Origin of the sequence: Ramlibacter sp., from assembly GCA_019635435.1 — a bacterium.
In the GTDB taxonomy this organism is placed as follows: domain Bacteria; phylum Pseudomonadota; class Gammaproteobacteria; order Burkholderiales; family Burkholderiaceae_C; genus JAHBZM01.
The window spans coordinates 99517-110870 of record JAHBZM010000001.1 but is presented as its reverse complement, the minus strand read 5'-3'; the positions used below and the strand labels follow the sequence as shown (position 1 = coordinate 110870).

At 68.0% G+C, this 11354-nt stretch carries 12 protein-coding genes; 10 read left to right on the top strand and 2 right to left on the bottom strand.

Translation table 11 applies throughout. The features are described from left to right. Positions 1-27: 27 nt before the first annotated feature. Positions 28-948, top strand: a complete 921-nt coding sequence (locus KF796_00555; protein ID MBX3585103.1) for a LysR family transcriptional regulator — start codon at positions 28-30, stop codon at positions 946-948. Then, a complete protein-coding gene (locus KF796_00550; protein MBX3585102.1) occupies positions 945-1397 on the top strand; it encodes a DUF2214 family protein in 453 nt (150 codons plus the stop codon). The genes KF796_00555 and KF796_00550 overlap by 4 nt, the downstream gene beginning before the upstream one ends. A 53-nt stretch (positions 1398-1450) precedes the next feature. Here KF796_00550 and KF796_00545 read toward each other — a convergent pair whose 3' ends face one another. Continuing rightward, entirely contained in the window at positions 1451-1750 is a 300-nt protein-coding gene (locus KF796_00545) for a phosphate starvation-inducible protein PsiF (GenBank protein ID MBX3585101.1), read from the bottom strand. 108 nt (positions 1751-1858) lie between these two features. Here KF796_00545 and KF796_00540 point away from each other — a divergent pair, with 108 nt between their 5' ends. From KF796_00540 to KF796_00505, 8 genes are all read left to right on the top strand, one after another. Next, positions 1859-3556 (top strand): arginine--tRNA ligase, encoded by a 1698-nt coding sequence (locus KF796_00540; GenBank protein MBX3585100.1) that lies wholly within the window; start codon positions 1859-1861, stop codon positions 3554-3556. Between the two features lie 11 nt (positions 3557-3567). Then, a complete protein-coding gene (locus KF796_00535; GenBank protein MBX3585099.1) occupies positions 3568-4179 on the top strand; it encodes an SPOR domain-containing protein in 612 nt (203 codons plus the stop codon). A gap of 48 nt (positions 4180-4227) precedes the next feature. After that, on the top strand, positions 4228-4872 hold the full coding sequence (locus KF796_00530; GenBank protein ID MBX3585098.1) for a thiol:disulfide interchange protein DsbA/DsbL: 645 nt from the start codon (positions 4228-4230) through the stop codon (positions 4870-4872). 128 nt (positions 4873-5000) lie between these two features. After that, on the top strand, positions 5001-5624 hold the full coding sequence (gene lptA, locus KF796_00525) for a lipopolysaccharide transport periplasmic protein LptA (protein MBX3585097.1): 624 nt from the start codon (positions 5001-5003) through the stop codon (positions 5622-5624). 11 nt (positions 5625-5635) lie between these two features. Next, positions 5636-6433 carry an LPS export ABC transporter ATP-binding protein gene (lptB, locus tag KF796_00520; protein ID MBX3585096.1) on the top strand — a complete coding sequence of 266 codons (798 nt, stop codon included), beginning with the start codon at positions 5636-5638 and terminating at the stop codon, positions 6431-6433. Positions 6434-6538: 105 nt separating this feature from the next. Continuing rightward, positions 6539-8104: an RNA polymerase factor sigma-54 gene (locus KF796_00515; GenBank protein ID MBX3585095.1), complete on the top strand. Its 1566-nt coding sequence runs from the start codon at positions 6539-6541 to the stop codon at positions 8102-8104. Further along, the gene (locus tag KF796_00510; GenBank protein ID MBX3585094.1) at positions 8101-9339 is read left to right on the top strand and encodes a class I SAM-dependent RNA methyltransferase; all 1239 of its coding nucleotides are present in this window, start codon (positions 8101-8103) and stop codon (positions 9337-9339) included. Before KF796_00515 ends, KF796_00510 begins: the two co-directional genes overlap by 4 nt. Then, positions 9305-9772: a putative toxin-antitoxin system toxin component, PIN family gene (locus KF796_00505; protein MBX3585093.1), complete on the top strand. Its 468-nt coding sequence runs from the start codon at positions 9305-9307 to the stop codon at positions 9770-9772. Before KF796_00510 ends, KF796_00505 begins: the two co-directional genes overlap by 35 nt. Here KF796_00505 and KF796_00500 read toward each other — a convergent pair. After that, entirely contained in the window at positions 9720-11342 is a 1623-nt protein-coding gene (locus KF796_00500; GenBank protein ID MBX3585092.1) for an FMN-binding glutamate synthase family protein, read from the bottom strand. The genes KF796_00505 and KF796_00500 overlap by 53 nt on opposite strands. Between the last annotated feature and the right edge of the window lie 12 nt (positions 11343-11354).

Here is an 11354-nt window from a genome sequence, read left to right as displayed (position 1 = left end):
TGACTTCCATGCGCATAATCTGCGGCCATGGACAAGCTCAAAGCGCTGGAATCCTTTGTCTCGGTGGCCACCCGGGGCAGCCTCACAGCCGCCGCCAACGCGGAAGGCGTGGCCCCGGCCATCATGGGCCGCCGGCTTGACGCCCTGGAAGAGAAGCTGGGCGTCAAATTGCTGGTGCGCACCACGCGGCGCATCTCGCTGACGCACGAGGGCAGTGCCTTCCTTGAGGACTGCCAGCGCGTGCTGGCCGACCTGGCCAACGCCGAAGCCAGCGTCAGCGCGGGTGGGGTCAAGGCCAGCGGGCACCTGCGCATCACCGCGCCGGCCGGCTTTGGCCGCCGCCATGTGGCGCCGCTGGTGCCCCGGTTCCGCGAACTGCATGCCGACGTCACCATCTCGCTGAACCTGAGCGACCGCGTGGTCGATCTGGCGGGCGAGGGCTACGACTGCGCCGTGCGCGTGGGCGACCTGCCTGACTCGTCACTGGTCAGCGTGCGGCTGGCCGACAACCGGCGCCTGTGCGTGGCCACGCCCGGCTACCTCAAGCGCCAGGGCACGCCCGCGCACCCCAATGACCTGGTCAAGTTCGACTGCCTGACGCTGTCCAGCGACGCGTCCCAGACCCGGGGCTGGGCGTTTCGCGTGCCCAAGGGCGAGGCCTATGAGGTGGTGCACCTCAAGCCCGGCGGGCCGCTGGACTGCTCCGACGGCCAGGTGCTGCACGACTGGTGCCTGGGCGGCTTCGGCATTGCCTGGCGCAGCACCTGGGAGGTCGAAAGCGAGATTGGCGCGGGCCGCCTGGTGGCGGTGCTCGAGGAGTTCGCGGCCCCACCCAACGGGATCTACGCGGTGTTCCCGCAGCGCAAGCACCTGCCGCTGCGGGTGCGCCTTTGGATCGATTTCCTCAAACACCATTACGGCCAGCCTGAATTCTGGAGACAGACATGACCCTCGAAGCCATCCTTGCCTATCTGCACTTCATTGCCATCCTGACCCTGGTGGTGTTTTTGTCCAGCGAGGCCGCGCTGTGCCGCATGGAGTGGATGAACGCGAAAGTGGTCGAGCGCCTGGCGAAGGTCGACATGGTCTACGGCATGGCCTCGGGCGCCGTGCTGCTGACGGGCGTGGCCCGCACCTGGTGGGGCGTCAAGGGCACGGCCTGGTACTGGACCAACCCGCTGCTGCACACCAAGCTCGCGCTGTTCATCGTGATCGGCCTGCTGTCGATCAAGCCCACGCTGATGTACGCGCGCTGGCGCAAGGAGCTCAGGGCCAGTGGCGCGCTGCCCGCGCAGGACGAGGTCCGCCGGGCCCGCAAGTTCGTGATGATCCAGGCGCACCTGCTGGTGCTGATCCCGCTGGCGGCGGTGTTTCTGGCGCGGGGTTTTGGCAAGTAGCCAGAGAAACAAAAAAGCCCGCCTGGGGGCGGGCCTGGATTCAGCGGGGCGGATCAGCCCTTGTTGCTGAGGCATTCCTTCATGAAGGCCTTGCGCTCGTCGCCCTTCTTGCCCTTGGCGTCGGCGTTGCAGGTCTTCATCTTGTCTTTCTGGCTGGCGGCCGCGGCCGGCTTGGCGCTCAGGCATTCCTTCATGAAGGCCTTGCGCTCGTCGCCCTTCTTGTCGCCAGCTTCCTTGTTGCAGGAGCTCATCTTGCCTTGTTGGGCCGTGGGCTTTTTCTCGGCATCGGCCGCGTGGGCCACGCCCAGGGACAGGCTCAGGCCGAGGGCCAGCAGGGAAAGCAGTTGTTTCATGGGGTCTCCTGAACAGGGTTGGATTGGATGGGTTGAATCCCGCGAGGATTCCAGCACATAACGAAGCGGCCCACAAGATGGATGACGCCCGCCCCGTAAAATCGCCAGATGCTCTCCGTCAAACAAGAATTGCTCGGCAGCCTGGCCGCCGAGCTGGACCGGCTGTCGCCGGGCGCCGGCGCCAAGGCCGCCTTCGAGTCGCCCAAGGTCGCCGCCCATGGTGATCTGGCCTGCACGGCCGCGATGCAGCTGGCCAAGCCGCTCAAGCTCAATCCGCGCCAGCTGGCGGAACAGCTCAAGGCCGCCTTGCTGGCCGCGCCCGCGTATGCGCGCTGGGTCGAGGCCATCGAGATCGCCGGCCCCGGCTTCCTCAATATCCGCCTCAAGGCCGAGGCCAAGCAGCAGGTCGTGAGCGAAATCCTGCACGCCGGCGAGCGGTTTGGCTTTCAGCCGGCCAGGGGCCAGAAGATGATGGTGGAGTTTGTGTCCGCCAACCCGACCGGACCGCTGCATGTGGGCCATGGCCGCCAGGCGGCGTTGGGCGATGCCATCTGCAACCTGTATGCCACCCAGGGCTGGGACGTCTACCGCGAGTTCTATTACAACGACGCGGGCGTGCAGATCGCCACCCTGGCCACCTCCACCCAGCTGCGGGCGCGGGGCTTCAAGCCCGGGGACGCCCAGTGGCCCAGCGGCGAAAAGGCCGCGGCCTACAACGGCGACTACATCCAGGACATCGCCAACGACTTCCTGGCCGGAAAGACCGTGAAGTCCGACGACCGCGAGTTCACCGCCAGCGGCGATGTGAACGACCTGGACGGCCTGCGCCAGTTCGCCGTGGCCTACCTGCGCCGCGAACAGGACCTGGACCTGCAGGCCTTCCAGGTGAAGTTCGACAACTACTACCTCGAGTCCAGCCTGTACACCAGCGGCCGCGTCGAGGCGGCAGTGAAAAAGCTGCAGGACGCCGGCAAGACCTACGAGCAGGACGGCGCCCTGTGGCTCAGGTCCACCGACTACGGCGACGACAAGGACCGCGTGATGCGCAAGTCCGACGGCACCTACACCTACTTCGTGCCCGACGTGGCCTACCACATCAGCAAGTGGGAGCGCGGCTTCCACAAGGTGGTGAACATCCAGGGCACGGACCATCACGGCACCATCGCGCGCGTGCGCGCCGGCCTGCAGGCGGCCGATGTGGGCATCCCCCAGGGCTACCCCGACTACGTGCTGCACACCATGGTGCGCGTGATGCGCGGCGGCGAGGAGGTCAAGATCTCCAAGCGCGCGGGCAGCTATGTGACGCTGCGCGACCTGATCGAGTGGACCAGCACCGATGCGGTGCGCTTCTTCCTGTTGTCGCGCAAGCCCGACACCGAATACATCTTTGACATCGACCTCGCGCTGGCGCAGAACAACGACAACCCGGTGTACTACGTGCAGTACGCCCATGCGCGCATCTGCTCGGTGCTGGCGGCCTGGGCTGAGAAGGATGGCGGTGACCCGGCGGCCCTGAAAGACACCGACCTGTCGCCGCTGCAAAGCCCGCAGGCGCTGGCGCTGATGCTGCTGCTGGCCAAGTATCCCGAGATGCTGGCTGCCGCCGCGCAGGACTTCGCGCCCCACGACGTGACCTTTTACCTGCGTGAGCTGGCCGCCAGCTACCACAGCTACTACGATGCCGAGCGCATCCTGGTGGACGACGAACCCGTGAAGAAGGCCCGCCTGGCCCTGGTCCTGGCCACGGCCCAGGTGTTGCACAATGGGCTGAAGGTGCTGGGCGTGAACGCGCCGGCCAGGATGTGAGCATGAGAGCAATGAAGCAACAACGCGGCGGACTGATCCTGGGCCTGATCATCGGGGTGGTGATTGGCCTGGCCGCGGCACTGGCCGTGGCGGTCTATGTCACCAAGGTGCCGGTCCCGTTCATGAACAAGGGCCAGAACCGCACGGCCGACCAGGACGCGGCCGAGGCCCGCAAGAACAAGGATTGGGACCCCAACGCGCCGCTGTACGGCAAGAATCCGGCCCGGCCCGCCGCCGCGGCCTCGGCGGCCTCGGCGCCTGCCACGGCGGCCTCGGCGCCGCGGGCAGCTGCCAGCGCCGCGGGCGCCCGTGCCGAGGCCAAGCCCGCCGTGTCGGGCGACCCGCTGGGCGACCTGGCCCGGGCCAAGGCGGGTATCGGGGCTGATCCGTTCCTGTATTTCATCCAGGCCGGCGCCTACCGCACGGCCGAAGACGCCGAGGCCCAGCGTGCCAAGCTCTCGCTGATCGGGCTGGAGGCCAAGGTCACGGAGCGCGAGCAGTCGGGCCGCACGGTCTACCGGGTGCGGGTCGGGCCGTTCGAAAAGAAGGACGAGGCCGACCGCCAGAAGGAGCGGCTCGAGGCGGGCGGGGTCGAAACTGCCCTGGTGCGGGTCCAGCGCTGAAACTTTTACCGGGCCGCCGGCTCAGACACAGTCAAGGAGTGATTTGAAATGAAGCGACGTGAGTTTTCCCTGAGTGCCGCAGCCACCCTCGCCGTCTCCGGCCTGGCCCTGCCGGCCCACGCCCAGAAAAAGCCGGAGGAAGGGACCGAATACCTCGCGCTGGACAAGGCCGTGCCGGTCGAGGCGCCCAAGGGCAAGGTCGAGGTGATCGAGTTCTTCTGGTACAACTGCCCGCACTGCAACGCCTTCGAACCCAAGCTCGAGTCCTGGATCAAGAAGCTGCCGTCCGACGTGGTCATGAAGCGCGTTCCCGTGGCCTTCCGTGACGATTTTGTACCCCAGCAGCGTCTGTTCTACACGCTGGAAGCCATGGGCAAGCTCGACGAGCTGCACGGCAAGGTGTTCAACGCCATCCATGCCGAACGCATCCCCGTCAACCGGGAAGACAACATCACCGCCTGGATCGAGAAGCAGGGGCTGGACAAGGCCAAGTTTGCCCAGCTGTACAACTCGTTCTCGGTGTCGACCAAGGCCCGCAAGGCGACACAGCTGCAGGACGCCTTCAAGGTCCAGGGCGTGCCCGCGCTGGGCATCGCCGGGCGTTACTACACTGACGGCAGCCTGGCCGGCAACATGGACCGCGCGCTGCAGGTCACTGATTACCTGATCGCCGAGGCGCGAAAAGGCCGTTGATGCACCGCTCGCCCCCGCGCTCGCCGGGGGCCTGACAGCGGTTTGTCATGAAAATTGCCCGCGATCGCGGGCAATTTGCTTGGAGAGGCGGTATCGGCCGGTACAATGCCAGCAAGATTCGTGCCTCTATGAAACACCCTTACGCCTCCCTCCTGCTGGCTGTTGCCGCCGCCCTGACCTGGGGCATGGCCGGGGCCGAAAAAGCCGACCGCAACAAGCCCATGAACATCGAGGCCGACGCGCTGCGCTACGACGACCTCAAACAAACCAGCGTTTTCACCGGCCGGGTGGTCATGACCAAGGGCACCATCGTGATCCGTGGTGCCCGGGTCGAGGTCCGGCAGGACGCCGAGGGCTACCAGTTCGGCACCGTGACGGCCGAACCTGGCCAGCTCGCCTACTACCGCCAGAAGCGCGAAGGCCTCGACGAGTACATCGAGGGCGAGTCCGACACCATCGAGTACGACGGCCGGGCTGACCGGGTCCGGTTCATCGGCCACGCCGAACTGCGGCGCCTGCGCGGCGCCACCCTGGCCGACGAAATGTCGGGCAGCCTGATCGTGTACGACAACAGCACCGACGTGTTCACCGTCGATGGCGCCGCCGCCGTGCCCGGCCAGGCCAAATCCGGCGGCCGCGTCCGCGCGGTGCTCACGCCCAAGCCGGCCGCATCGGCCACCGTGCCCGCACCCGCGGGTGCCCCGGCGCCGCAGCTGCGGCCCAGCCCCCGTCTGAGCGGGGAACGCCAGTGACGGCGGCGACGGTGCAGGCGCCAGGGCCTGGCGCGGCAGCGGGCACGGCGGATTCCGCCGCCGCTCCGGTCAGCCGGCTCGAAGCGCGCCACCTGCAAAAGTCCTACGGCAGCCGCAAGGTGGTCAAGGATGTCTCGCTGGCCGTCCAGAAGGGCGAGGTGGTGGGCTTGCTGGGCCCCAACGGCGCGGGCAAGACCACGTCGTTCTACATGATCGTGGGCCTGGTGCGCGCCGATGGCGGCGAGATCGCCATCGACGGCCGGCCCGTGGCCCACATGCCCATCCACCGGCGCTCGCGGCTGGGCCTGTCCTACCTGCCGCAGGAAGCGTCGATCTTCCGCAAGCTCAACGTCGAGGAAAACGTGCGGGCCGTGCTGGAGCTGCAGCGCGACGAGGCCGGCCGGCCGCTGGGCAAGCTCGAAATCGACCGGCGCCTGACGGCGCTGCTGCAGGACCTGCGGGTCGAGCACCTGCGCGGTTCGCCCTCGGTGGCGCTGTCGGGCGGCGAGCGTCGCCGCGTGGAAATTGCCCGCGCGCTGGCCACCCAGCCGCGCTTCATCCTGCTGGACGAACCGTTTGCCGGCATCGACCCGATCGCGGTGATCGAGATCCAGCGCATCATCGGCTTTCTCAAGTCGCGCGGCATCGGCGTGCTGATCACCGACCACAACGTGCGCGAGACCCTGGGCATCTGCGACCACGCCTACATCATCAGCGACGGCCATGTGCTGGCGCAGGGAACGCCCTCCGAGATCGTGAACAACGCCGACGTGCGGCGCGTGTACCTCGGCGAACATTTCCGGATGTAGTGCAATGGCCGATGGACACGACTTGAGCGACGCCGGGCCGCCCCAAGGCGCGAGGGCCCCCTCGGGGGGCAGCGCAGTACACGCAGTGACAAGCGTGGGGGCACGATGAAGCAGGGCCTTTCCCTTCGGGTCTCGCAGCACCTGGCGCTGACGCCCCAGTTGCAGCAGTCGATCCGCCTGCTGCAACTGTCCACGCTGGAACTGAGCCAGGAAGTCGACCAGATGCTGGACGACAACCCCTTTCTCGAACTCACCCAGGACGAGGCCCCGCGCGAGGAGTTTGGCCTGGCGCAGGCGGACGCCCCGGTGCGCGAGGACGACCGCGAAACCGAGAGCGCGCCTGACTTCATCGCGCCGCGCGTCGAGGAGACGCGCACCGAGAGCCCGGCCGAAGCCGAACCCGGCGCCAGTTCCGAGGCCGACGAGCCGCTGTGGGATGGCGACGGCAGCGTGGAAATGGTGCCCGACGACGGCGAGTGGGGCGGCGACGCGCCGGCCCGGCGCAACAACCTGGGCGACGACGGCGAGATGGACGCGACCGAACTCGCGCGCACCCAGGAGTCGCTGCAGTCGCACCTGCACCGGCAGGTGCTGATGCTGCGCCTGTCGGCCGAGGACAACGCGGCGCTGCGCTTCCTGATCGAGTCGCTCAACGACGACGGCTACCTTGATGACTCCATCGAGACCCTGGCGATGAGCCTGGCCGGCCATGACAACGAGCAGCTCGAGGAGCTGGTGCACCGCTTCACCGTGGCGCTGCGCCTGCTGCACCACCTGGACCCGCCCGGCGTGGGCGCGCGCACGCTCGGTGAATGCCTGACGCTGCAGCTCAAGGCCCTGCAGGGCAGCGGTGAGGGCAGCGAGGCCTGCGACACCGCGCTGCTGCTGTGCGCCCAGCCCATGGAGCTGCTGGCCCGGCGTGACGTCAAGCGCCTGTCGCAGGTCAGCGCCTGCACCGAGGCCCAGGTCAAGGCCGCCATGGCCCTGATCGCGCGGCTGGAGCCCAAGCCCGGCCGGCGCTTCGTGGACGTGGAGCGCAACGTCGTGGTGCCCGACGTGATCGTGACCCAGATCGGGCGCGGCGGCCAGGCGCGCTTTCGGGTCCAGCTCAACAGCGACGTGATGCCGCGCCTGCGCGTGCATGACATCTACGCCGGCGCGCTCAAGGCCCACAAGGGCGAGGGCCACCAGGCGCTGCAGCAGCGGCTGCAGGAGGCGCGCTGGTTCATCAAGAACATCCAGCAGCGCTTTGACACCATCCTGCGCGTGAGCAACGCCATCGTCGAGCGGCAGAAGAACTTTTTCGTGCACGGCGAGCTGGCCATGCGCCCGCTGGTGCTGCGCGAGATCGCCGACGAGCTGGGCCTGCATGAATCCACCATCAGCCGCGTGACCACCGCCAAGTACATGGCCACGCCCTTCGGCACCTTCGAGCTCAAGTATTTCTTTGGCTCGGCGCTGGGCACCGAAACCGGCGGCAATGCCTCGAGCACGGCCGTGCGCGCGCTGATCAAGCAGTTCGTGGCCAGTGAAAGTGCCCGCAAGCCGCTGTCCGACAACCAGATTTCCGAGATGCTCAAGGAGCAGGGCATCGAGTGCGCGCGCCGCACCGTGGCCAAGTACCGCGAAGCCCTGCGCATCGCGCCGGCCAACCTGAGAAAAGAACTTTGAACCAGCTGCAGTTGTTTTTGCCCTGCGCCGCGGGCGTTGAGGGCCTGCTGGCCGACGAGGTCCATGCCATCACCGGCCTGGCCGGTGAAGACCTGCTGAGCGGGCGCGGCGGCGTGCTGGTGCGCGCCTCGTGGCGCGACGCCATGCAGCTGAACCTGCACAGCCGCCTGGCCCAGCGCGTGCTGGTGCAGCTGTCGCACACGCCCTACCGCAGCGAGCGCGACCTGTACGAAGCCGCCAGCGCCGTGGCCTGGGAAATCTGGTTCACCACGCGCCAGACCTTCAAGATCGAGGTCACGGCCCAGCACAGCCCGCTCAAGAGCCTGAACTTTGCAGCGCTCAAGATCAAGGACGCCGTGGCCGACCGGTTCCGCCACAAGAGCGGCGTGCGGCCCGACGTCAACACCCAGTGGCCCGACATCCGCCTGTACGCGCACCTGACCACCGACATGGCCACGCTGTACATCGACACCTCGGGCGAGCCACTGTTCAAGCGCGGCTGGCGCGAGGACAAGGGCGACGCGCCGCTCAAGGAAACCCTGGCCGCCGCCATCATCGCGGCCAGCGGCTGGGACGGCCTGGCCGACGAGCCCGTGCCGCTGTACGACCCCTGCTGCGGCAGCGGCACCATCGCCATCGAGGCCGCGCAGATCGCCTGCAACATCGCGCCTGGCAGCCTGCGGCGCTTCGCCTTCGAGAAAATGCTGCCGTTTCAGGCCCATGTCTGGTCTGCTATCAAAAGCGAAGCAGAAAGTGCCCGCCTGGCAAGGACTCCAGCCATATTTGGCAGTGATGTGGCGCACCGCATGGTTGATTTCGCCGAGCGCAACGCGCAGCGCGCCGGCGTGGCGCAGGCCGTGCAGTTCCGCGGGGGTGATGCGCTGCAGCGGATGCCGCCTTCGGAAACGCCCGGCGTCATGCTGCTCAACCCGCCCTACGGCGAGCGCATCGAGGCCGGCGGGGTCGCCGGCCAGCGCGCCACGGGCCGCGAGCTGGCGCAGGCCGACGACGGGGGCGACTTCTTCAGCCAGTTGGCCACCCACTGGAAGAAGAACTACGCGGGCTGGAGCGCCTGGATGCTCACGCCCGACCTCAAGCTGCCCGGCCGCATGCGCCTGAAGGAATCGCGCCGCGTGCCCCTGTGGAACGGCCCGATCGAGTGCCGGCTGTTCCGCTTCGACATGGTCAAAGGCTCCGCCCGTGACAAGCCCGCTGGCCCGCCCCGTCATTCTTGACACCAACATCGTGCTCGACGCGTTCGTGTTTGACGACGCGGCCGCGCAGCCCTTGCGGGAGGGCCTGGCCGCCGGCGCCCTGCAATGGCTGGCCACGCCCGCCATGCGCGACGAGCTGGCCCGCGTGCTGGCCTACCCCAAGATCGTGCCGCGGCTGGCGTTCTACGGCCTGGATGCGCAGCAGGTGCTGGCCGCGTTCGACCGCCACGCCGTGGTGGTCGACGCCGCCCCGCGCGCCGACGTGGCCTGCAAGGACGCCGATGACCAGAAGTTCATCGACCTCGCCGTGGCCCGCCAGGCCCTGCTGCTGAGCAAGGACCGGGCCGTGCTTTGCATGGCAAAAAGGCTGCTGGCCCGCGGTGCGCGGGCGCAGTCTGCTATCAAGTCTGTAGCAGAAAACTCTCCGCCCGGGCTTTCGGCCAGTACAGCCTGAAGACATTGTGCAGGCCGCTCACGTCGCGGTCGAGCAGCGCGCCGTCTTCCAGCTGCGGCACCAGGTTGGCCAGCAGCCGCACCTCGTTCTCGTTGACGCGCCGCACGATGTGGTGGGCCGTGATGTCGCTCGGGTGCGCCAGGCCCGCGGCCTGCACCAGTTCCTTGAGGGCCTTGAGCGTGTGCTGGTGGAACTGGAACACGCGCTCGGCCTTGTCGGGCACCACCAGCGCCTGCTGGCGCTTCGGGTCCTGGGTGGTCACGCCGGTGGGGCAGTGGCCGGTGTGGCAGGTCTGGGCCTGGATGCAGCCCAGCGCGAACATGAAGCCGCGCGCCGAGTTGCACCAGTCGGCGCCCAGCGCCATGGCGCGGGTCATGTCAAAAGCGCTCACGATCTTGCCCGCGCAGCCCAGCCGGATGCGGTCGCGCAGGCCCACGCCCTTGAGCGTGTTGTGCACCAGCAGCAGGCCCTCTTGCAGCGGCGAGCCCACATGGTTGGTGAACTCCAGCGGCGCGGCGCCGGTGCCGCCCTCGGCACCATCGACCACGATGAAATCGGGCGTGATGCCCGTGGCCTGCATGGCCTTGACCATGGCAAACCATTCCCAGGGGTGGCCGATGCACAGCTTGAAACCCGTGGGCTTGCCGCCTGACAGCTCGCGCAGCCGCGCAATGAACGCCATCAACTCCACCGGCGTGCTGAAGGCGCTGTGCGCGGCCGGCGAGATGCAGTCCACACCCACGGGCACGCCGCGCGCCATCGAGATCTCGGGCGTGACCTTGGGGCCCGGCAGCACGCCGCCATGGCCGGGCTTGGCGCCCTGGCTGAGCTTGATCTCGATCATGCGTACCTGCGGGTCGCGCGCGTTGGCCGTGAAGCGTTCGGGGTCGAACAGGCCCTTGTCGGTGCAGCAGCCGAAGTAGCCCGAGCCGATCTCCCAGATCAGGTCGCCGCCGTTGGCGCGGTGGTGCACCGAGATCGAGCCCTCACCCGTGTCGTGCGCGAAGCCGCCGCGCCGCGCGCCCGCGTTGAGCGCGCGGATGGCGTTGGCCGAGAGCGAGCCAAAGCTCATGGCCGAGATGTTGAACACGCTGGCCTCGTAGGGCTGGGCCGTGCCGGGCCCGATGGTCACCCGGAAGTCGTGCGTGGCCAGCCGCGTGGGCGCCACCGAGTGGTTGATCCACTCATAGCCCTCGGCCCCCACATCCAGTTGGGTGCCAAAGGGCCGGTTGTCGGGCTCGCCCTTGGCGCGCTGGTAGACCAGTGAGCGCTGGGCGCGCGAGAACGGCGCGGCCTCGTTGTCGCTCTCGATGAAGTACTGCCGCATCTCGGGGCGGATGTATTCCAGCACGTAGCGCAGGTGGCCGATCACCGGGTAGTTGCGCAGCACCGAGCGGTGGCTCTGGCGCAGGTCATACACCCCCAGGGCCACCAGCGCGGCGAACAGCACCAGCGGGATCCAGCCCGCGCCGAACGCCAGCAGGCTGAACAGGCTGAGCAGCAGGCCGAAGGCGCACAGGCCGAAAGCGGTGTAGCGCACGGGGTAGAGCGTGTTGAGGTAGGCGAGCATGGTGTCCTTCGT

Bases quoted from the DNA above. Each gene is read 5' to 3' on its own strand.
- KF796_00555 (MBX3585103.1), top strand. From the start codon at position 28: ATGGACAAGCTCAAAGCGCTGGAATCCTTTGTCTCGGTGGCCACCCGG.
- KF796_00550 (MBX3585102.1), top strand. From the start codon at position 945: ATGACCCTCGAAGCCATCCTTGCCTATCTGCACTTCATTGCCATCCTG.
- KF796_00545 (MBX3585101.1), bottom strand. From the start codon at position 1,750: ATGAAACAACTGCTTTCCCTGCTGGCCCTCGGCCTGAGCCTGTCCCTG.
- KF796_00540 (MBX3585100.1), top strand. From the start codon at position 1,859: ATGCTCTCCGTCAAACAAGAATTGCTCGGCAGCCTGGCCGCCGAGCTG.
- KF796_00535 (MBX3585099.1), top strand. From the start codon at position 3,568: ATGAAGCAACAACGCGGCGGACTGATCCTGGGCCTGATCATCGGGGTG.
- KF796_00530 (MBX3585098.1), top strand. From the start codon at position 4,228: ATGAAGCGACGTGAGTTTTCCCTGAGTGCCGCAGCCACCCTCGCCGTC.
- lptA (MBX3585097.1), top strand. From the start codon at position 5,001: ATGAAACACCCTTACGCCTCCCTCCTGCTGGCTGTTGCCGCCGCCCTG.
- KF796_00515 (MBX3585095.1), top strand. From the start codon at position 6,539: ATGAAGCAGGGCCTTTCCCTTCGGGTCTCGCAGCACCTGGCGCTGACG.
- KF796_00500 (MBX3585092.1), bottom strand. From the start codon at position 11,342: ATGCTCGCCTACCTCAACACGCTCTACCCCGTGCGCTACACCGCTTTC.